This is a genomic window from Yoonia sp. R78084, from assembly GCF_044595625.1.
Classification (GTDB): domain Bacteria; phylum Pseudomonadota; class Alphaproteobacteria; order Rhodobacterales; family Rhodobacteraceae; genus Yoonia.
This window is the reverse complement of record NZ_CP138993.1, coordinates 1,576,172-1,595,721: the sequence shown is the minus strand read 5'-3', so window position 1 is coordinate 1,595,721 and position 19,550 is coordinate 1,576,172. Positions and strand designations below refer to the sequence as shown.

The 19,550-nt window shown below is 59.3% G+C and carries 21 protein-coding genes; 16 read left to right on the top strand and 5 right to left on the bottom strand.

Going from position 1 to position 19,550, the window contains the following annotated elements; genetic code table 11:
• Positions 1-30 precede the first annotated feature (30 nt).
• On the bottom strand, positions 31-474 hold the full coding sequence (gene soxR / locus SJY29_RS08190; RefSeq protein ID WP_400088633.1) for a redox-sensitive transcriptional activator SoxR: 444 nt from the start codon (positions 472-474) through the stop codon (positions 31-33).
• A gap of 77 nt (positions 475-551) precedes the next feature.
• Between soxR and SJY29_RS08185 the strand changes: the two genes are divergently transcribed.
• Complete coding sequence (locus SJY29_RS08185) at positions 552-728, top strand: hypothetical protein (protein ID WP_400088631.1); 177 nt, start codon at positions 552-554, stop codon at positions 726-728.
• 2 nt (positions 729-730) lie between these two features.
• On the top strand, positions 731-1,120 hold the full coding sequence (locus tag SJY29_RS08180; protein WP_400088629.1) for a VOC family protein: 390 nt from the start codon (positions 731-733) through the stop codon (positions 1,118-1,120).
• Here the strand turns inward: SJY29_RS08180 and SJY29_RS08175 are convergent.
• Positions 1,111-1,449: an MmcQ/YjbR family DNA-binding protein gene (locus tag SJY29_RS08175; RefSeq protein WP_400088627.1), complete on the bottom strand. Its 339-nt coding sequence runs from the start codon at positions 1,447-1,449 to the stop codon at positions 1,111-1,113. The two genes, SJY29_RS08180 and SJY29_RS08175, sit on opposite strands and share 10 nt — an antisense overlap.
• A 968-nt stretch (positions 1,450-2,417) precedes the next feature.
• On the opposite strand from SJY29_RS08175, the gene cysS reads away from it, so the two are divergent.
• The 3 genes from cysS to SJY29_RS08160 are packed head-to-tail and all read left to right on the top strand — an operon-like array spanning position 2,418 to position 6,240.
• Positions 2,418-3,851 carry a cysteine--tRNA ligase gene (gene cysS / locus SJY29_RS08170; RefSeq protein ID WP_400088625.1) on the top strand — a complete coding sequence of 478 codons (1,434 nt, stop codon included), beginning with the start codon at positions 2,418-2,420 and terminating at the stop codon, positions 3,849-3,851.
• Positions 3,851-5,476 carry a citramalate synthase gene (gene cimA, locus SJY29_RS08165; protein ID WP_400088623.1) on the top strand — a complete coding sequence of 542 codons (1,626 nt, stop codon included), beginning with the start codon at positions 3,851-3,853 and terminating at the stop codon, positions 5,474-5,476. The genes cysS and cimA overlap by 1 nt, the downstream gene beginning before the upstream one ends.
• Positions 5,473-6,240 (top strand): squalene/phytoene synthase family protein, encoded by a 768-nt coding sequence (locus tag SJY29_RS08160; RefSeq protein ID WP_400088622.1) that lies wholly within the window; start codon positions 5,473-5,475, stop codon positions 6,238-6,240. Before cimA ends, SJY29_RS08160 begins: the two co-directional genes overlap by 4 nt.
• 59 nt (positions 6,241-6,299) lie before the next feature.
• Here the strand turns inward: SJY29_RS08160 and SJY29_RS08155 are convergent, their stop codons facing one another.
• The 3 genes from SJY29_RS08155 to cobA all read right to left on the bottom strand — a co-directional run bounded on the left by SJY29_RS08155 (position 6,300) and on the right by cobA (position 9,736).
• Entirely contained in the window at positions 6,300-7,514 is a 1,215-nt protein-coding gene (locus tag SJY29_RS08155; protein WP_400088620.1) for an MFS transporter, read from the bottom strand.
• A 44-nt stretch (positions 7,515-7,558) separates the two neighbouring features.
• Complete coding sequence (locus tag SJY29_RS08150; RefSeq protein ID WP_400088618.1) at positions 7,559-8,812, bottom strand: cobyrinate a,c-diamide synthase; 1,254 nt, start codon at positions 8,810-8,812, stop codon at positions 7,559-7,561.
• 72 nt (positions 8,813-8,884) lie between these two features.
• The gene (cobA, locus tag SJY29_RS08145) at positions 8,885-9,736 is read right to left on the bottom strand and encodes a uroporphyrinogen-III C-methyltransferase (protein ID WP_400088616.1); all 852 of its coding nucleotides are present in this window, start codon (positions 9,734-9,736) and stop codon (positions 8,885-8,887) included.
• A gap of 98 nt (positions 9,737-9,834) precedes the next feature.
• On the opposite strand from cobA, the gene SJY29_RS08140 reads away from it, so the two are divergent.
• The 11 genes from SJY29_RS08140 to SJY29_RS08090 all read left to right on the top strand — a co-directional run bounded on the left by SJY29_RS08140 (position 9,835) and on the right by SJY29_RS08090 (position 19,479).
• Positions 9,835-10,884, top strand: coding sequence for a cobalt-precorrin-5B (C(1))-methyltransferase (locus SJY29_RS08140; RefSeq protein ID WP_400088614.1), 1,050 nt, complete (start codon positions 9,835-9,837; stop codon positions 10,882-10,884).
• Complete coding sequence (locus SJY29_RS08135) at positions 10,881-11,603, top strand: cobalt-precorrin-6A reductase (RefSeq protein ID WP_400088612.1); 723 nt, start codon at positions 10,881-10,883, stop codon at positions 11,601-11,603. Before SJY29_RS08140 ends, SJY29_RS08135 begins: the two co-directional genes overlap by 4 nt.
• Complete coding sequence (locus SJY29_RS08130) at positions 11,585-12,229, top strand: DNA-3-methyladenine glycosylase family protein (RefSeq protein WP_400088610.1); 645 nt, start codon at positions 11,585-11,587, stop codon at positions 12,227-12,229. The genes SJY29_RS08135 and SJY29_RS08130 overlap by 19 nt, the downstream gene beginning before the upstream one ends.
• Positions 12,226-12,894, top strand: coding sequence for an alpha/beta hydrolase (locus SJY29_RS08125; RefSeq protein ID WP_400088608.1), 669 nt, complete (start codon positions 12,226-12,228; stop codon positions 12,892-12,894). Before SJY29_RS08130 ends, SJY29_RS08125 begins: the two co-directional genes overlap by 4 nt.
• 163 nt (positions 12,895-13,057) lie before the next feature.
• Positions 13,058-13,558 (top strand): hypothetical protein, encoded by a 501-nt coding sequence (locus tag SJY29_RS08120; RefSeq protein ID WP_400088606.1) that lies wholly within the window; start codon positions 13,058-13,060, stop codon positions 13,556-13,558.
• A 97-nt stretch (positions 13,559-13,655) separates the two neighbouring features.
• Positions 13,656-14,294, top strand: a complete 639-nt coding sequence (locus SJY29_RS08115) for a TIGR02466 family protein (protein WP_400088604.1) — start codon at positions 13,656-13,658, stop codon at positions 14,292-14,294.
• 216 nt (positions 14,295-14,510) lie between these two features.
• The gene (locus tag SJY29_RS08110) at positions 14,511-15,098 is read left to right on the top strand and encodes an HNH endonuclease (protein WP_400088602.1); all 588 of its coding nucleotides are present in this window, start codon (positions 14,511-14,513) and stop codon (positions 15,096-15,098) included.
• A gap of 84 nt (positions 15,099-15,182) precedes the next feature.
• Entirely contained in the window at positions 15,183-16,637 is a 1,455-nt protein-coding gene (gene zwf / locus SJY29_RS08105) for a glucose-6-phosphate dehydrogenase (RefSeq protein ID WP_400088600.1), read from the top strand.
• Positions 16,638-16,694: 57 nt separating this feature from the next.
• Entirely contained in the window at positions 16,695-17,366 is a 672-nt protein-coding gene (pgl, locus tag SJY29_RS08100; RefSeq protein WP_400088598.1) for a 6-phosphogluconolactonase, read from the top strand.
• Positions 17,367-17,369: 3 nt separating this feature from the next.
• Positions 17,370-18,971: a glucose-6-phosphate isomerase gene (pgi, locus tag SJY29_RS08095; RefSeq protein ID WP_400088596.1), complete on the top strand. Its 1,602-nt coding sequence runs from the start codon at positions 17,370-17,372 to the stop codon at positions 18,969-18,971.
• Between the two features lie 49 nt (positions 18,972-19,020).
• The gene (locus SJY29_RS08090; protein WP_400088594.1) at positions 19,021-19,479 is read left to right on the top strand and encodes a prepilin peptidase; all 459 of its coding nucleotides are present in this window, start codon (positions 19,021-19,023) and stop codon (positions 19,477-19,479) included.
• Positions 19,480-19,550 lie beyond the last annotated feature (71 nt).

Below are 19,550 nucleotides of genomic sequence, written 5' to 3'. Positions count from 1 at the left end.
GCGCAGAGGAACCGCCTGCCACGGGGAGAGTCAAGTGGTTGTGGCGATGAGATTGCGCGGCCCGACACCTTCGGCCGCTTTCACATCGGCAGGGTTATAGAGCGCACAGGATTTCAGGCTCAGACAGCCGCAACCGATACAGCCGTCCAGCTTGTCACGCAGGTCCTCTAACGCAGCGATGCGCGCGTCGATATCCTTTCGGAAGGCGGCACTGATCCGTGTCCAGTCGGCTTTGGACGGTGCTTTGTGGTCGGGGAGGCGACGCAGATGGGGTGCGATTTCAGACAGGCTGAACCCCAGCTTTTGCGCGGCCATGACAAAGGACAAACGCCGGATGTCAGACCGCCCGTAGCGGCGATGACCGCCCTTGTTGCGCAGGGGTTTGACGATGTCGTGGGTCTCATAGAACCGGATGGCGGACACCGCCAATCCGGTCCGCGCGGCTAGGTCTCCGATGGTCAATCCCTGGGGCATGAAAATTAATCCTTGATCTCAAGTTAACTTGAGGAATGAAAACAGATTCGCACTCAATTGAACAGAGGAGAGAACTGATGCCAAACCACCGCACAACGCGCTATTGCGCAGACCCCGAGGCGCTTTCGGCCATGAAACGTGATGGCTTGGGCTGGGGGCATGACCTTGAATGTGGCTGTTTCCTTGCTGTTGCCCGCAGTACGGCACCCGGCCCATTTGCCCGCGTCATTGCGGCGTTCAAAAGGAGGACCTGAAGATGGCACAGCTTGAACATGTCAACGTCACCGTGTCGGACCCGAAGCGGACAGCGGCCATGCTGGTGGACCTTTTCGGCTGGCGCATCCGCTGGGAAGGGTCTGCCATGAACGGAGCGGGATATACCGTCCACGTCGGGACAGACGACAGCTATGTGGCCGTCTATGCGGGATCACAACCCGATCAGACAGTGCCGAAAACGGATGCAAGCTATCAGACACGCGGCGGGTTGAACCATCTGGGTGTCGTTGTGGATGATCTGGATGTGGTTGAGGCGAAGGTGAAGGCCCGGGGTTTCACACCGCACAGCCACGCCGACTATGAACCCGGTCGCCGGTTCTATTTTCACGACAGTGACGGGATCGAGATCGAGGTCGTCAGCTACGCCTGAGCAATCGCATCGCGGGTCTTTTTTGGCAGCGCTTTGAAGATGATGTCATATGACACGGCAATCCGATGGCGCAATTCATCTTCAGCGCTGGCAAAACTGACAAGCACCCAGCTTTTGTGGAAATAGGGGGCTTTGGTTGCAGCGCCTGCATCAATCAGCATGGCGGCGGTGTCTACGCTATCGGTCTTGACGCAGACACCGTCAATCCGGTCACCGAAACAGGCAAACATCTTGCCGCCCACCTTCCAGCTATCAAGCTCGGTTGCGGGGTCGGCGGCGGTGGCACCGGGCAGGACTGTGCAGATTTGGTTGACGAGGGCGCGTGACATGGCGCGAGGATGCCCGAGATGTGGGCGGTTTGGAAGGGTCCTTTGCGGCACTTTTTGCGCGTTTCACTGCAAGCGAAATACGATTGGCTTGAAAGCCCGCGCCGACACCAAGGACAGAAACCATGCCTACTCAAGCTGACAGCATGTTTGGAAGTGCTAGGTTCGTGTTCTTAAATGTTAAAATTCCTACGATCCGTTACCCCACTTGGACGAGCGGGATAACGGGGGACGTCTTCAAGTCCGCACTTTGTCTGGCAATGATTGGCCGCACAAAGCACGGCTCATCGGCTGATCATTTGTTTGCAGTACTCGGGCCGTCACCCTTGCCGCCCGGTTGCGGGAATGGATTGTCCGTCCGCTGACCATCCATAGGAGCAGCACGCGGTCCCGGATCGTTGTTGCCGCTATTGCCCGTAATGCCGTCCCAAGGACTGTTGCCGACAGGCTTAGCATTGCCGGGGTTACTGCCTTCCGGTTCCTCCGGCGGCGGTGGCGGTGGAGGGCAACCGTCGGGGCAACCATCTGCGAAGCTGGCTGAGGCCAATCCCAAGGATATGACGGTAAACGTGCTGAGCATCGTAGTTTTAAGAATATTCATCTTGCTTCCCTTTGCACTATCAAACGCGCCCAAGAAACGCTGGACGTATATAATTTTAGCAAAAACTGCATGAACGCTGAATTAACGGTCATTCTGGACGACGGTTTCGCGGTCCTTCCGACTTTGACCGGAAGGCGTTTTGCGTTGCCTTGCACGTGCGGTTCATCTGGGCTCAAACCTGACTTCCCCACTCAATCCAAGTTCATGTGGACGCAGTTGTTATGACCTGCTATCCCGTCTCCATGAAGAGTAACTGCATCATTACCTGCTGCATTATTATCTGCTGACATCTGTCGCGGGTTGCTCTTTCACGTTTCAAAACAAAACTGAACTTGGTAAGCCCGCGGCGTAACGCACGTGCGAGGCACCTATGACGACGATCCGCTTGAACAATACAAAGACCCGCCGCCGCGAGGACTTTGTCCCGATTGATCCGCAAAACGTGCGTTTGTACCTCTGCGGGCCGACGGTCTATGACCGCGCGCATATCGGGAACTTGCGGCCCTCGCTGGTGTTTGATGTGCTGTTCCGCCTTCTCAAAGAGGTCTATGGCGCGGATCACGTCACCTATGTGCGCAATTTCACGGATGTGGATGACAAGATCAACGCGCGTGCCGCCGAAACGGGCCGTGCCATTGGCGATATCACAGCAGAAACGATCCAGTGGTATCACGATGATCTCGATGCCGTGGGTCTGCAACGCCCCACACATGAGCCGCGCGCGACCGACCACATCCCGCAGATGATCGCGATGATTGAGGACTTGATCACCAAGGATCACGCCTATGAAGCCGAGGGGCATGTGCTCTTTGCGGTGGAAAGCTATGAGGCTTATGGCGCGCTTTCCGGCCGCTCCATTGACGATATGATCGCAGGTGCACGGGTCGAGGTGGCCCCCTACAAACGCAATCCGATGGATTTCGTCCTGTGGAAACCCTCGGGTGACGGTGTGCCGGGGTGGGACAGCCCTTGGGGCTATGGCCGCCCGGGCTGGCATATCGAATGCTCAGCCATGAGCCATGAATTGCTGGGCGAAAGCTTTGACATTCACGGCGGTGGCAACGATTTGCAATTCCCGCACCACGAAAACGAGATCGCGCAGTCCGCCTGCGCCCATCCGCAGGGTGAATTTGCCCGCTATTGGATTCATAACGAGATGCTGCAGGTCGAGGGCAAGAAGATGTCCAAGTCCTTGGGCAATTTCTTTACAATCCGCGACCTGCTGGATCAGGGTATCCCGGGCGAGGTGATCCGCCTTGTGATGCTGGGTACGCATTACAGCAAGACGATGGACTGGACCGAGGCCCGCCGCGCCGAGGCCGAAGGCACCTTGCGCAAATGGTACGGGATTTTACACGGGCATGGTTTTGGCCCCGAACTTATTGCCGCCCTGCGCGCTGAAGACAAATGGCAGCCTGATGCCGAATTTCTTGGTGTTTTGGCCAATGACCTGAATACCTCGGGCGCATTGGCACGGCTGCATGTGTTGTCCAAGGGGAAAACGCCGGTTGCGCTGGCAGGTTTTGCTTACGGCCTTCAAATGCTGGGGCTGGTGAACGACTGGGCCCACATCCCGCAATTCGACGGCGGCGAGGCCGGTGATGGTGTCGCCCCAGCGATTGCCGCGCGCGTTGATGCTTTGCTGGCCGAACGCGCCGCAGCGCGGGCTGCCAAGGATTGGGGGCGTGCCGATCAAGTGCGCGATATCCTCAATGCCGCAGGTGTGCAGGTCACGGACGTGGGCGGGCAGGCGACATGGGCGCCGGGTCCTGATTTCGACGCAGCCAAGCTGGAGGGGATGTGATGGCCAAAGAACGCCTCTACCTCTTCGACACAACGCTGCGCGACGGGGCGCAGACCCAGGGGGTGCAGTTTTCAGCTGGTGAAAAGCACCAGATCGCCGCTGTGCTGGACGGTCTGGGGATCGACTATATCGAAGGTGGCTGGCCCGGGGCGAACCCGACCGATACGGATTTTTTCGCCAATCCGCCGCAAACCAAAGCGACCTTCACCGCTTTTGGTATGACCAAGCGTAACGGACGCTCGGCTGAAAATGACGACGTGCTGGCGGCTGTGATGAATGCGGGCACGCCTGCAGTCTGTCTGGTGGGCAAGGCGCATGATTTCCATGTGACGACCGCATTGGGCATCAGCCTTGAAGACAACATCGAAAACGTGGCCGCCAGTTTTGCCCATATCAACGGGCAGGGGCGTGAAGGGTTGTTTGATGCCGAACACTTCTTTGATGGCTATAAGGCCAACCCTGACTATGCCTTGCAGGTCGTGCATGCAGCCTACAAGGCTGGCGCGCGCTGGATTGTGCTCTGCGATACCAATGGCGGTGTGCTGCCGCATGAAGTGTCGCAGATCGTCACGGAGGTGATTGCCAGCGGAATTCCGGGCGATCATCTGGCGATCCATACACACAACGACACCGAAAACGCGGTGGCCAATTCACTGGCGGCAGTGCTGGCGGGCGTGCGGCAGGTGCAAGGGACGCTGAACGGGCTGGGCGAACGCTGTGGCAATGCCAACCTGACAACGCTGATTCCGACGCTGTTGTTGAAAGAACCCTACGCCAGCCAGTTTGAAACCGGTGTCACGCCCGCGGCGCTCAAAGGTTTGCGCCGTGCGTCGCGCCTGCTGGATGATATTCTGAACCGTGTGCCTGCCAAACAGGCGCCCTACGTGGGGGCCTCGGCCTTTGCGCATAAATCGGGGCTGCATGCCTCGGCCATTGCCAAGGATCCCAGCACCTATGAACACGTCGACCCCGCGCTGGTCGGCAACACGCGGATCGTGCCCATGTCGAACCAGGCGGGGCAGTCCAACCTGCGCGCGCGTCTGCTAGAGGCAGGGCTGGAGGTCGCGGCCGATGATCCCGCCTTGGCGCGGATTGTCGAACGGGTCAAGGAACGCGAGGCGCAGGGCTATTCCTACGACACCGCACAGGCCAGTTTCGAGTTGCTCGCGCGTGAAGAATTGGGGACTTTGCCGCGTTTCTTCGAGGTTAAACGCTACCGTGTTACCGTCGAGCGGCGCAAGAACAAGCGCAACCAGATGGTGTCAATCTCCGAGGCGGTTGTTGTCACCAAGGTGCGCGGGCAGAAAATGCTGAACGTCAGTGAAAGCCAAGGTCCCGATGGGTCGGATCAAGGCCCCGTAAACGCGCTGTCACGTGCTTTGTCCAAAGACCTCGGCCCTTATCAGGACATCATCGACGATATGCAACTTGTTGATTTTAAAGTGCGTATTACCAATGGCGGCACTGAGGCTGTGACCCGTGTCATCATCGACAGCGAGGACGGCAAGGGCAGGTCGTGGTCGACTGTGGGGGTGAGTGCGAACATCGTGGATGCCTCTTTTGATGCGCTGATTGATGCGATCAACTGGAAACTGATCCGTGACGGCGCAAAGGCAGATGCATGAGCTTTGAGGCCTGCGCTGCACTGGTTGAAAAGGCCGATCCGCTGCGTTTTCGCGCGGCCATGGCAGCACCCGTGTCAGCGCGCAAGATCCTGTTTCCGCTCTATGCTTTCAACATCGAGGTCGCGCGTGCCCCTTGGGTGACACAAGAGACGATGATCGCCGAAATGCGCCTGCAATGGTGGCGCGATGCGCTGGAAGAAATAGCCGAGGGCAAGACACCACGCCGCCATGAGGTGGTGGATGCGCTGGCAGGGTGTCTGGATGCAGAAGGCGCGCGCTGTCTGGACGGTTTGGTCGCCGCGCGGCGCTGGGATATCTACAGCGAACCTTTCGAGGACCGCGCGCATTTTGATGAATATATCAATGCAACTTCGGCGCATCTGATGTGGACCGCCGCGCGTCTCTTGGGGCCCGCGGATGAAGGGTTCGTGCGTGATTTTGGATATGGCGTCGGGGTTGCGAATATTCTTCAGGCCTATCCCGCGCTCAATGGTCAGGGCCGCAAGCCTTTGGGCGATACAAGCGACGCCGCTATTGCGGAGTTGGCCGCCTCTGGTCAGGCGCGTCTGGATAAGGCGCGCAAAAGCCGCCGGTCTGTATCAAAGGCGGCAGGGGCTGCGTTGATTGCAGGCTATCATGCGCGGCCTGTGCTGCAACGGGTTCAGCGTGAACCGGCACGTGTTGTGGCGGATGCGCTTGACGTGAACCCTGCGCGCGACAGTCTGCGGTTCCTCAACGTCACCTTGCGCGGGTGGTGGCACTGAACAATTTTCGTCGAAAATTGTTGGCATCCCCAAGATTTTTCGACGAAAAATCTTGGTCTCTAGACCGCCATTCTGGGTTGCCGCACCAGCCAGATCAGTGACCCGCCAGCCAGCACGAGGAACGGAACCATCGCAAGGTTCACCGCATTCCAGCCCTCAACAGCGGTGCCGCCCGAGCAGTTCATCAAACCGCCCGAGGCCAGCGAAGCCACAGTCACCATGCCAAAGACGATCATGTCGTTCATGCCTTGCACTGCGCCGCGTTCTTCGGGGCGGTGCGCGCCTGCCAGCATTGTGGTGGCCCCGATAAAGCCAAAGTTCCAGCCAAGCCCCAAGAGGATCAGCGCAATGTAGAAATTGGTCAGCGCGACACCGGACAATGCCACGATCCCGGCGAAAGCAAGAATGACCAGCCCGAGCGAGACGATCCGCTCGACACCGAAACGCGCAATCAGGTGGCCGGTAAAGAAGGAGGGGGCGAACATCGCCAAGACATGGGCCGAGACGATGTCATTGGCGTTATCTGTGGTAAAGCCACAGCCCACCACCGCCAAAGGCGTCGAGGTCATGACAAGGTTCATCAAGGAATAGGAGACCATCGCGCAGATGATCGCGACAAGTACCCGCGGGTCGCGCAGCAGTTCAAGCCGCGAACGCCCGACCACCGCTGTGGTTTCTGGCTCGCGTCTGGTCCCCTTGGGCAGGTCGAGCCAGAGAAACAGGAGCATCCCCACGAGGTTCAGCAAAATGATGGCCATATAGGTCCCAAGGAAGGGCACCACATAGGCGTCCTGCACCAGCTTGTTGAGTTGCGGTCCGATCACCGCCGAGAGAAGCCCGCCGGCCATGACATAAGAGATCGCCTTCGGGCGGAACGCCTCCGAGGCGGTATCGGTTGCGGCAAAGCGGTAAAAGCCCTGTGCGGACATATAGATGCCGGTGAGATATGAGCCAGCCAGCAGAATAAGGAATGAGCCGGTGTAGAGACCGTAAGCCGAGACAGCTGCCCCCATTGCACCCGCAAAGGCCCCGATAAAAAAGCCAAAGCGGCGTCCGTTACGCTGCATCAAGGGGCTGATCCAGGGCGCTGTGGTCATGGACCCAAAGACAATGACCGAGATCGGCAGTGTGGCAAGGCATGGGTTCGAGGCCAATTGCCCGCCCACAAGTCCGCCCACAACAAAGATCATTGGAAGTTGCGCACCCAGAATGGCTTGGGCGAGCACCAGAACGGCCACATTGCGTTTGGCCCGCGTGTCATCAGCTATTATCATTTGGATATCGTTACGCCTGCGCCAGAGGCAGGGCAAGGCCCTGATTATGCTGCGTCAATAATATGGGCGAAGCTGCCGCTGACATTGTTTTGGATCAACCCCATTGCGGGCAAGGAGGCGCCTTCGGCATCGGCGGCTGTAAAAAGCGGCATGCCGCTGGCCTTGAGGGTCTTGGCATAGTGGAATTCATGCCCCTTCCATGTCCCCGCAAAGGGCCCCGCCAGCGCCTGCAGGTCGCGATAGCCCAGATGCAAGGCGCGCTTTTCAAAGGACGTTTCCAAGGCGAGAAGCCCAGCCATGGGATGGGCCGTGCCGTCTGCGTCAATCAGCACCTCACCCAAGGTCATATATCCCCCGCATTCGCCGTAGATCTGGGCGTTTGATCTGCGCAACGATCCCAGAAAGCGGGCGTTCGCCGCAAGGTGTCCGGCGTAGAGCTCCGGGTAGCCGCCGGGCAGATAGATAAGGTCTGTATCCGGTGCGTCCTCATCTGCGAGGGGCGAGAAGAACTGCAAGTCCGCCCCTGCGTCGCGCCAGTCTTGCAGCAGGTGCGGATAGCTAAAGGCAAAGGCCGCATCCTGGGCGATTGCAATGCGTTGGGCTGGAGGAACGGCTTTGTGGGACGGGCCGGATGCGTATGCTGTGGCGCGTAGCATCGTCTGGACTGTATCCATGTCGCAGTGATGCGTGATCAAGGCGGCGGCTGCGTCCAGATAGGCTTCAAGGTCAGGCCTTTCCTGCGCCTGCACCAGACCGAGATGCCGTGACGGCTGGCTCAGGGCCGCTGTGCGGGGAATAACGCCGAGGATAGGTACATTTGCAAGCGCGCGCCGGAGCATGGCTTCGTGTCGGGGCGACCCCACGTTGTTGAGGATCACGCCCACAATATGCACATCCGCGTCATGGGCGATGAACCCTTGGACCAAGGGCGCGACCGACCCTGCCATTTTGCCGGCATCCACGATCAGGATCACAGGCAGGCCCAGGATACGCGCAAGATCGGCAGTGGCACCTTTTCCGTCGGGGGGAGCCCCGTCAAACAGCCCCATCGCCCCTTCGATAACGAGTGGCAGGGGACCGGCGGCAAGTGACGTGATGCGCGCGGCGGTCATGGCCCATGCGTCAAGGTTCAGGCAGGGCTGTCCGCAGGCGGCTTCGTGAAAGCGCGGATCAATGTAATCCGGACCTGATTTTGCGCCCCGCACTGCGATGCCGCGGTTCGTGAGCGCACGCAGGATGCCCAAGGTGACGGTTGTTTTGCCGCTGCCGGAAGCAGGGGCTGCGACAATGAAGCTCATCGCGCAACGAGGCGCGGGGATGCCTCCGGCGGAAGTTTGATCGGACATGGAAAGTGCGGCGGCATCTGTGCCTCAGGCAGATTCAGCTGGGCGGCCACGGCCCAAGGGGTCAAGATTGCGCGGTGCGTTCCCTGCGGCCATGCCCTGCCAGTCGAGCACCTGCCGCATCAGCACCGATTGCCCGATGCAGATAATCGCGGGCGGCGCCAGTGCGGCGGCAGCGATGTCTTCGACGATGGTTCCGAGTGTGGTTTCGAGCACCTGTTGGTCTTCGGTCGTGGCAGTTGTAACCACAGCAACAGGTTCATGCAGGCTGCGTCCTGCAGTGATCAGTTGCTCGGCGATCTGGGCGATGTGTTTCATGCCCATATAGATGACGATGACCTGACTGCCTTTGGAGATGCTGGCCCAGTCAAGCGAACTCGGCGTATTGCCAGACTGGTCATGGCCGGTCACAAAGGTCACCGACTGGTTCACATCACGGTGGGTGACGGGGATACCCGCGTAGGCCAGCCCGCCGATCCCTGCAGAGATGCCCGGAATGATACGGATCGGAATATTATGCTGGACGAGTGTCTGGGCCTCTTCGCCGCCGCGCCCGAAGACAAAAGGATCGCCGCCTTTCAGACGCAGGACGCGTTTGCCCGCGCGCGCAAGATCAACCAGCCGCAGAGAGATGTCGCGCTGTTTGGCAGAGGGTTTGCCGCCGCGTTTGCCCGCATAGATATGTTCGGCCTGCGGGGCCCATGACAGGATTTGTTCCTGTACCAGCGCATCATAGATCACCACATCCGCCTGACGGAGTGCGTTGACCGCATGGAGCGTCAACAGCCCCGGGTCACCCGGACCCGCGCCACAAAGCCAGACCCAGCCGCGTTCCAGCGTGGGCCATGTATGGGAGGGAAGGGGGATATCAATGCTCATGTCCCCTTTATGCCGCCGATTGCGGGGCTTGGAAAGGTGGCAAACGACCTCGTATTGGTGATTGCCGTCACCGCCCGCCCTGCCTATCGTCGCGCGCAATGAGTGATGACACCACACCCCGATTGCGCCGTGGATGGACCACGGGAGCCTGTGCCACGGCGGCGACCAAGGCGGCTTTGATGCGTCTTTGGGGCGGTGCCTTTGTGCGCGAGGTGGGGATCGTGCTGCCCAAGGGCGAAACGCCGGTCTTTCCGCTGGCTTTGGCGGAGGCGGGCGCGGGCTGGGCGCGTGTGGGGATTACCAAAGATGCGGGCGACGATCCTGATGTCACGCATGGGGCGCTGATTGTCGTGTCGGTACGCCCGTCTGACGGGGGTATTGTTTTTCAGGCAGGCGAAGGAGTGGGGACCGTCACCAAACCCGGACTGCCGATTGGCGTGGGCGAGCCTGCGATCAATCCGGTGCCCCGTCAGATGATGACGGATGTTGTTGAAGAAATGGCAGCGCACTACGGGCAGCGCCCTGATGTGGTAATCGAGGTCTCTGTGCCGAGAGGTGCAGAGATTGCGCTCAAGACATGGAACCCGCGACTGGGCATTACGGGGGGGCTGTCGATCCTTGGGACGACAGGTGTTGTGCGGCCCTTCAGTTGTGCGGCCTGGATCGCCTCGATCCATCGCGGAATAGATGTGGCACGTGCGGCGGGTCTGACCCATGTGGCCGGATGCACGGGGGCCACATCGGAGGCAACTGTGCAGGCGCTTTATGCGCTGCCCGATCACGCGATGCTGGATATGGGCGATTTCGCGGGGGGGATGCTGAAGTATCTGGTCAAACACCCTATCGGGCGCGTCACGATTGGAGGCGGTATCGGCAAGATCACGAAACTGGCGCAAGGGGCGGTGGATTTGCACTCTGCGCGCAGTCAGGTGGATTTTGCAGGGCTTGCGGCGATGGTGGGTGATCCGCGCGTCGCAGAGGCGAACACTGCGCTTGAGGCCTATGAGATTGCAGGGCCTATGATGGCGCAAAAGGTTGCTGATCAGGCACTGGCGCAGGTGCAGGCGCGGTTCGGCGCGGCGGGGATTGCCTATGATATCATCATTATCGACCGCAAAGGCACGATTATCGCAAGGGCTGGCGCATGACCCTGTTGATCCTTGGCGGCACGGGAGAGGCGCGGCAGATCGCAGAGCACTTGCAGGGGTATGATGCGGTGATCTCGCTGGCCGGTGCAACACGGGCGCCGGCGGCGCAGTCTTTGCCGACACGGATCGGCGGCTTTGGCGGGGCGAACGGGTTTCGCGGATACCTGCAAGAGGCGGGCATCACGGCCGTTCTCGATGCGACGCATCCTTTTGCCCATCGCATCACAAAGCGAACTGCATCCATTTGCCAGTCACTAGGCCTGCCTTACGTGCAGTTCCTGCGCCCCCCATGGACGCCCGAGACGGGGGACAACTGGATCGAGATTACTTCGGAAACAGAGGCTGCGGCCCATATTCCAGAAGGCTCGGTTGTGTTCCTTGGCACGGGGCGTCAGACGCTGGACCGTTTTGCCAATCTGACCGGGCGCGAGGTGATCTGTCGCCAGATCGATCCGCCCGACAAGCCGTTTCCGTTTGCGGGCGGGCGGTTTCTGGTCGGGCGGCCACCGTTCTCGGTCGCTGATGAAGAGGCGCTCTTTAACGCGCTGGGCGTGCAGTATCTGGTGGTCAAGAACGCGGGCGGTGCAGCCAGCGGCACCAAGCTGACGGCTGCGCGGCAACTGGGTATTCCTGTGCTCATGATCGCGCGCCCACCGCAAGGCGATTGGCCTGTGGTCGCGACAGTGGAGGCCGCACGCGCTTGGGTGAAGGCCTTGTGAAAGAACGTGTGATCATCGGGGATGCCTGCATCGCAGAGGGGGCGGACTGGCTTGGCCGCAACGAGCCGCGGTTTGCGCGCGCCATGGACGGGTTGCCACCTTTGCCGCTGCGCCTGAAACCGGATGGCTTCGCGGAACTCCTCAGTGCGATTGTCAGCCAGCAGGTCAGCGTCGCTTCGGCCAATGCGATCTGGGCAAGGTTGCAGGGGGCAGGGATGACAGAACCGCATCCGGTGGCCGCCGCCCGCACGGATGAACTGCGCGCGCTGGGCCTGAGCCAGCAAAAGGCGCGCTATGCCCATGCTTTGGCCAGTGCCGGGATCGATTATGACGGCCTGCGCCAAATGAAAGCGCGTGATGTGATCAAGACCCTCACCGCTGTCCCCGGCATCGGTGCTTGGACAGCTGAGATATACGTGATGTTCTCGCTGGGTCGGGCCGATGTCTTTGCGCCGGGTGATCTTGCGTTGCAGGAGGCAGCACGTTTGATCTTTGATCTGCCCGCGCGCCCCAAAGAAAGGGAGCTGCGGGCGATGTCTGAGGCATGGTCGCCGTGGCGATCGGTTGCAGCCCGCATCTTGTGGGCCTACTACAAACACAGCAAACAAAGAGAAGGCATCAGATGACACGGGCTTTGGAAGCACAGCGGCGCGAACCGGTCTCGGGCGAGACCCGATCTTGTGTGGTTTTTCTGCATGGCTATGGCGCCAATGCGGCGGATTTGATCGGGTTGGCCGATCCGCTGGCCGAGCATATGCCGGATACGCTTTTCATTGCGCCTGACGCGCCGGAGGCCTGTATCGCAGCCCCGATGGGGCTGCAGTGGTTCCCGATCCCGTGGATTGACGGCTCAAGCGAGGAAGAAAGCCGCGCCGGTATGGAAAATGCGGCGGCTGATCTGGATGCTTTCCTTGATGGGGTGATGGTGGATGAGGACTTGCTGCCCGAGCAGGTCATTGTGCTTGGCTTTTCGCAGGGTACGATGATGGCGTTGCATGTGGTGCCGCGCCGTGAAGATGCCATTGCGGGGGTCGTTGCCTTTTCGGGGCGTCTGCTGGAACCCGAGGCACTTGCCGATGAGGTGCAAAGCCGACCACCGGTCCTGTTGATCCACGGTGATGCCGATGATGTTGTGCCGCCCCAATCGCTGCCGCAGGCGGCAGAGGCGCTGCAAGAAGCTGGCTGGACCGAGGTCTATGCCCATATCATGAAGGGCACGGGACATGGCATTGCACCTGACGGGCTTTCCGTGGCGCTGGCCTTCATGCGGGATCGTCTGGGTATGTCATAAGACCGGTCTTTGGCCGGGATGATGTTAATATTTCAGACCATGGTCCGATGATTGATCGGACCAATGCGTGTCATTCTTCGACCCTGGACCGATGTCGCGGGCGCGATTTGCGGCCATCTTCGTGACATCACCGCCCGGCAAGGGCCTTCACAGGAGAAGACATATGAAACTTTCCCAGCTTTTGATGACCACCTCGCTTTGTGCCGTTGTATCGGCAGCCCCTGCATTCGCACAAACGCGTGCATTCGCTGATGTTGATACCAATGGCGACAACACGCTGTCACGAAGTGAGCTGGAAACAGCCTTTGGTGCGGCAGGCGCAGATCTGTACCTGCGGCAGAACGACCGCGACAATGATGGCAGCGTCAGCATCGGCGAGGTCCGGCTGTCACAAGACGACGAATCCGACGATGACGAGAGCGATGAGTCGGATGAGAGCGACGAGTCCGACGAAAGCGACGAGTCGGATGAGAGCGACGAATCCGACGAGAGCGACGAGAGCGACGAGTCCGACGAAAGCGACGAGTCCGACGAAAGCGATGAATCAGACGAGAGCGATGAGTCTGACGAGAGCGACGAGTCGGACGACGATGACGAAGACGATGACGAAGACGATGACGAGAACGACGAGTCTGATGAAAGCGACGAGTCCGACGATGACTGATCTTTAAGGTCGGTTCTGAAAACGCCGGACTGCGGCAGCCACATTGCTGTGGCTGCCGCGATCTTGCCAAAAAACTTACGATAATAGGGCGATTACCATGGACACGCTTGCCATCACCAAATTCGAAAAACTGTTTTCCACGCCGGTGTTCCGTTTCAATCTTGCGGATTCAGCAGCGCTGAACAGAGACTTGCTCGCCGAGGGCGCCCGCCTGCGCAGCACATCCGAAGGCGTTGACAAGTCCAATCGCGGCGGTTGGCATTCCGCAGGTAATCTTTTTGAAAATGAGGCTGCTTGCATCCAGCGTTTGAAGTCCGAGGCGTTGATAGCCGTTGCCACTGCGTCAAGGAAAATCGGCGCCAAGGCTGATCTGGATGCGCTTGATGTGAAGCTCTTTGCGTGGATGAACGCCAATCCGCCCGGTGGCTTCAACGCCCCTCATACCCATCCGGGGGCGCATTGGTCAGGCGTCTATTATGTGGCTCAGCCCGAAGTCGACGAGGGTTCATCCGGCAAGATCGAGTTTCTTGATCCCCGCAGCGATTTGCCGAGCTGGCGTTTGCTCAAAGCACCCGCCTTCAATGCGAAAAAGGCAATCCGGCCCATGCCCGGAGAGATGATCCTGTTTCCGTCCTATCTCGTTCATTGGGTCTATCCCAATGAAGCGCCCGAAGAGCGGGTCACGATCGCCTTCAATGCGACCTATCGCAAACAGCGTAAAGCAGCGGTCAAGTAGACGTGTGGTGCCTCTCAGACGCGCCACACGCAGGCGCGGTGCTCTAGCCACCGTACCAGGGGGGATTGCAGCCTGTGCAAAGTCTGCCAAAAGTTGCGGCATTTGTCGCACATTCTGGGACTTGTCACATTTCTGACGCGATATATAGTCATTTTCAAGAAGACTGCGGGACTGCCGCTTTGTTTGGTCTCGCACAGCCTTGTTGGGGTGTGGCTTATGACGCAGACGGACTTCAGAACTGATTTTGTGCGCGAACCGGGTGCTCTGAAACACTATCCGGCGTTGGTTCTGAACGCAGATTATCGGCCCCTGTCATATTATCCGCTCTCGCTCTGGCCATGGCAGGAGGCGGTAAAGGCGGCCTGGCTCGACCGCGTCGATATCGTAAGCGAATATGACGAGGTGGTGCGCAGCCCATCGACCATCATCAGAATCCCGTCGGTTGTGGTGCTCAAGGACTATATCAAGCCGCAAAAGCAGGTGGCGTTTACCCGTTTCAACCTGTTCTTGCGGGATGAGTTTTGCTGCCAGTATTGCGGCGCACGTGGTGATCTGACGTTTGACCATGTTGTCCCGCGCGCCAGTGGCGGAATCACCAGTTGGGAAAATGTGGTGGCGGCCTGTTCGCCCTGCAACCTGCGCAAAGGGGCGCGGTCGCTCAAGCAATGCGGTATGAGCCTGCAAAAACCGCCACGCCGGCCTGTTGCTGAACAGTTGCATAACGTCGGGCGCAAATTTCCGCCCAATCATCTGCACGAAAGCTGGCTTGATTTTCTCTATTGGGATGCAGAACTCGAAGCGTAACTGCGCAGCAGTGCTAGACTTGGGCCACGCATCGGGTTAGGTAGGCCGCGTTAGCGCTAACGCAGCATCCTATGGGGGTTTATTTTGGTCTCTCGCGTCATTCCTGTCGATGAATTCGATCTCGTGATTTTTGGCGGCACCGGCGATCTGGCCCGGCGCAAGATCCTGCCCGGTCTGTTCCGGCGCTTTCTCTCGGGGCAAATGCCTGCCGGGTCACGGATTATCGGGGCTGCGCGGTCTGAATTGGAGGGCGACGGCTATCGCCAGATGATCGCGGATGCGGTGGCTGAATTTGGCGGCGAAGAATCCAGAAATAAGAAAGGCTTGGAGGCCTTTCTTAAGCAGCTTGAATATGTTGCGATTGACGCGCGCGGTGAGGGCGGTTGGTCCGATCTAGCAGCGATTGTCCGCCAGGACGTGGTGCAGGCGTTCTACTTTTCGGTTGCACCGTCCTTGTTTGGTGATCTGGCGGAACGGCTGCACACCAACAAGATTGCCAATGCGCAAAGCCGCATCGTGGTGGAAAAGCCCTTTGGCCGCGATCTTGAGACAGCGCGCGAATTGAACCAGACGCTGGCTGCGCATTTCGACGAAAGCCAGATTTACCGGATCGACCACTATCTGGGCAAAGAAACGGTACAGAACCTGATGGCCGTGCGCTTTGGCAACGTTCTGTTCGAGCCGCTTTGGAACAACCACTACGTCGATCACATTCAGATCACCGTGGCCGAAACCGTCGGTGTTGGCGGGCGTGGGGCCTATTACGACAAATCCGGCGCAATGCGGGATATGGTGCAGAACCACCTGATGCAACTTTTGTGCCTGATCGCGATGGAACCTCCGGGCCAGTTTGAAGCCGATGCAGTGCGTGACGAAAAGCTGAAGGTTATCAGGGCGCTACAATCCATAGATCATCATCATATCGTACGTGGCCAGTACGATGCAGGCCCCGATGGACCCAGCTATCGCGAAGACGCCGAAAACCCCCGCAGCTTTACCGAAAGCTTTATTGCCATGCGTTGCCATATCGCCAACTGGCGGTGGGCGGGTGTGCCGTTCTACTTGCGCACAGGTAAGCGGATGAAGGCGCGGTCTTCGGAAATTGCTGTGGTGTTCAAAGACCTCGGGCATACGATCTTTGAGGGTGATGAGGCCCGCCACCGCAATATTCTGGCGATCCGCTTGCAACCCAACGAAGGTATTGATTTGCAGGTGACGATCAAGGAACCAGGTCCGGGGGGCATGCGCCTGATTGATGTGCCGCTGGACATGACCTTTGCGGATGCCTTGGGCGACGGGGCCGAGGATGTGACGGACGCCTATGAGCGCCTGATCATGGATGTGATCCGTGGCAACCAGACGCTCTTTATGCGCGGTGACGAGGTTGAGGCGGCCTGGGCCTGGACCGATCCGCTGATCAATAGCTGGGAAGCACGAAATGACGTGCCCAAGCATTACGATGCAGGCTCAGCGGGGCCGGAGGATGCGATGATGTTGTTGCACCGTGATGGCCGGAAATGGCGTGAAATCAAGGGCTAAGCCATTCGGGCACGCGGCATGTTTGAATTGACCTGACCGAAGAAGAGGATTGGTCCTATGAAGCTCGTTGAATATCCGGACGCGGAAATGATGATGATGGATCTGGCTGATAAACTGGCCAGTGAGCTGTCAGCAGCCTTGCGCGCGAATGACTCCGCATCGCTCGCTGTGCCGGGCGGGACAACGCCGGGCCCAATCTTTGACAGCCTGTGTGCCGTTGATCTGGATTGGGCGCGTGTGCATGTGATGTTAACCGATGAACGTTGGGTGCCGGAAACCTCAGAGCGGTCGAATACGCGGTTATTGCGCGAAAGGTTGCTGACCGATCGCGCCGCTGCGGCGACCTATCTGCCGCTCTACGCCGATGCGGCGACACCTGAGGAAAAACTCCCTGAACTTGCGGCTAATCTTAGCCCCGCTTTGCCACTCTCGGTGGCACTCTTGGGGATGGGGGCGGATATGCACACGGCGTCCATTTTTCCCGGTGCCGACCAGCTTGATCTGGCATTGCACGGCAGTGATCGCTTGGTCGCCATGCGCGCGCCCGGTGCGCCAGAGCCGCGCATTACATTGTCTGCGGCGGTCCTGAACGCTGCAATGAGCCGGCACATTGTGATTGTTGGGGCGGAGAAACGCGCCGCGCTGGAAAAAGCGCGGCATCTGTCACCGGAAGAGGCGCCTGTGGCGGCCGTCTTGAACGGTGCAACGGTACACTGGGCGGAGGCATAAAAGATGTGGCGCAAACTGAAAGACCACCACGAGGCTGTTGCAAGCCGCCGGATCGAAACCATGCTGGATGCTGCACGCGCTGCTGATTTTGTGGCGCAAACGGGTGATATGCGGCTGGACTACGCCAAAACGAATATCGACGCCGAAGGCCGCGCCTTGCTGATTGCGCTGCTGGACGAAGCGGGCGTCGCAGAAAAGCGTGACGCGATGTTTGCGGGCGCGCCGATCAATGAAACTGAAGGCCGTGCCGTGCTGCACACCGCTTTGCGCAACCTTGATGGCGGGCCTGTGATGGTGGACGGTCAGGATGTCATGCCAGAGGTTCTGGACACGTTGGCGCGCATGGAAAGCTTTGCCAATGATGTGCGGAGCGGCCGTTTCAAAGGGCAGGGCGGCAAGATCACCGATGTAATCAACATCGGCATTGGCGGGTCCGATCTGGGGCCTGCGATGGCGGCACAGGCGCTGGCCCCTTATCACGACGGTCCGCGCTGCCATTTTGTCAGCAACGTGGACCCTGCGGATATTGCAGGCGTGTTGCGCGGCTGTGATCCGGCGACAACCTTGGTAATTGTGGCCTCCAAGACCTTTACCACGATTGAAACCATGACCAATGCGCGCACGGCACAAGCGTGGATGGGCCAAACCGTTTCAGATACAGGCGCACAGTTTGCGGCCCTTTCGACGGCCGCTGACAAGACGGCAGCCTTTGGCATTGATCCCGCGCGCGTCTTTGGCTTCGCCGACTGGGTCGGTGGCCGTTATTCTATGTGGGGGCCGATTGGCCTGTCCTTGATGATCGCTGTTGGCCCTGACGCATTCCGTGCCTTCCTGCGCGGCGCGCAATCCATGGACCGCCATTTCCAGGCAGCGCCCTGGCAGGAAAACCTGCCCGCAATGCTCGCTCTGGTCGGTATTTGGCACAACCAGATCTGCGGCCATGCCACGCGCGCTGTACTGCCCTACGATAACCTTCTGGCGCGTCTGCCCGCCTATTTACAGCAGCTCGAGATGGAAAGTAACGGCAAGGGCGTCAGCATGGACGGGGCCGATCTGTCCGTCGACAGTGGCCCCGTGGTCTGGGGTGAGCCAGGCACGAATGGCCAGCACGCTTTCTACCAGCTGATCCACCAGGGCACCCGCGTGATTCCTTGTGAATTCCTCGTGGCGGCGCGCGGACATGAGGATGATCTGCACCACCAACACCAACTTCTGGTGGCCAATTGTCTGGCCCAATCAGAGGCGCTGATGCGCGGGCGCTCATTGGACGAGGCGCGTGCAAAGGTGGCGGATAAATTCGAGGGTGCAGAGCTGGAGCGCCAGGCCCGCCACCGCGTGTTCAAGGGCAACCGCCCCTCAGTCACCATCGCCTATCCGCAACTGACACCCGAGGTGCTGGGCCAGATCGTGGCGCTTTATGAACACCGCGTCTTTGTCGAGGGCGTCGTGCTTGGCATCAATTCCTACGATCAATGGGGTGTGGAACTGGGCAAGGAACTTGCCACAGCCCTGCAACCTGTCGTGGAAGGGAAAGAGAGTGCGGCGGGCAAGGATGGCTCAACTGCCGCACTTGTTGACTTTCTTCAGATGCATGGGATGTCTTAGGCTGCGGGCTTTGTCATAAGCAGCGCGACACCTCACAAAGGACCACCACATGATCGTTGAAATGATCCCCTTCGCTGTCGCGGCCATCATCGTTGTTGCGATGTTGCTGGAAATCAGAACGGGACGTATCCCGAACTGGCTGACGGCGCTGCCGTTTGTTCTGTTTGCGGTGCTTCTGGTTGTGGCCGAGGACCGCACGCCACTCTACTGGCAGGTGGCACTGGCGGCAGGTGTGTTTCTTTTCGGGATTGTCATGTTCGCCATCGGTGGATCAGGGGCGGGCGCAGTGAAGCTGATGACAGGTGTCGCGCTCTTTGTGCCGGTGTCGAAAGCGGGCTACGCGGCGCTGATCTTCTTAGTGGTTTTCTTTGTCAGCACCTTCTTCTTTGTCCAGTTGCGCAAGATTTTCGGTTCTGAAAACAGCAAATGGCACCTGATGGCAAATGCTGTTCTTCCGCTGAGTTTTTCGATCGGCGTGGCGGGACTTTCAGGGATGTTTCTCCTCTAGGGTCTCGTTCGCGCGCGCTGAAAAGCCCTTGATATCGCGCGGTGTTCCCGTGACAGTCGGTCCATTCCGAC

Bases quoted from the DNA above. Each gene is read 5' to 3' on its own strand.
- soxR (WP_400088633.1), bottom strand. From the start codon at position 474: ATGCCCCAGGGATTGACCATCGGAGACCTAGCCGCGCGGACCGGATTG.
- SJY29_RS08185 (WP_400088631.1), top strand. From the start codon at position 552: ATGCCAAACCACCGCACAACGCGCTATTGCGCAGACCCCGAGGCGCTT.
- SJY29_RS08180 (WP_400088629.1), top strand. From the start codon at position 731: ATGGCACAGCTTGAACATGTCAACGTCACCGTGTCGGACCCGAAGCGG.
- SJY29_RS08175 (WP_400088627.1), bottom strand. From the start codon at position 1,449: ATGTCACGCGCCCTCGTCAACCAAATCTGCACAGTCCTGCCCGGTGCC.
- cysS (WP_400088625.1), top strand. From the start codon at position 2,418: ATGACGACGATCCGCTTGAACAATACAAAGACCCGCCGCCGCGAGGAC.
- cimA (WP_400088623.1), top strand. From the start codon at position 3,851: ATGGCCAAAGAACGCCTCTACCTCTTCGACACAACGCTGCGCGACGGG.
- SJY29_RS08160 (WP_400088622.1), top strand. From the start codon at position 5,473: ATGAGCTTTGAGGCCTGCGCTGCACTGGTTGAAAAGGCCGATCCGCTG.
- SJY29_RS08155 (WP_400088620.1), bottom strand. From the start codon at position 7,514: ATGATAATAGCTGATGACACGCGGGCCAAACGCAATGTGGCCGTTCTG.
- SJY29_RS08150 (WP_400088618.1), bottom strand. From the start codon at position 8,812: ATGAGCTTCATTGTCGCAGCCCCTGCTTCCGGCAGCGGCAAAACAACC.
- cobA (WP_400088616.1), bottom strand. From the start codon at position 9,736: ATGAGCATTGATATCCCCCTTCCCTCCCATACATGGCCCACGCTGGAA.
- SJY29_RS08140 (WP_400088614.1), top strand. From the start codon at position 9,835: ATGAGTGATGACACCACACCCCGATTGCGCCGTGGATGGACCACGGGA.
- SJY29_RS08135 (WP_400088612.1), top strand. From the start codon at position 10,881: ATGACCCTGTTGATCCTTGGCGGCACGGGAGAGGCGCGGCAGATCGCA.
- SJY29_RS08125 (WP_400088608.1), top strand. From the start codon at position 12,226: ATGACACGGGCTTTGGAAGCACAGCGGCGCGAACCGGTCTCGGGCGAG.
- SJY29_RS08120 (WP_400088606.1), top strand. From the start codon at position 13,058: ATGAAACTTTCCCAGCTTTTGATGACCACCTCGCTTTGTGCCGTTGTA.
- SJY29_RS08115 (WP_400088604.1), top strand. From the start codon at position 13,656: ATGGACACGCTTGCCATCACCAAATTCGAAAAACTGTTTTCCACGCCG.
- SJY29_RS08110 (WP_400088602.1), top strand. From the start codon at position 14,511: ATGACGCAGACGGACTTCAGAACTGATTTTGTGCGCGAACCGGGTGCT.
- pgl (WP_400088598.1), top strand. From the start codon at position 16,695: ATGAAGCTCGTTGAATATCCGGACGCGGAAATGATGATGATGGATCTG.
- pgi (WP_400088596.1), top strand. From the start codon at position 17,370: ATGTGGCGCAAACTGAAAGACCACCACGAGGCTGTTGCAAGCCGCCGG.
- SJY29_RS08090 (WP_400088594.1), top strand. From the start codon at position 19,021: ATGATCGTTGAAATGATCCCCTTCGCTGTCGCGGCCATCATCGTTGTT.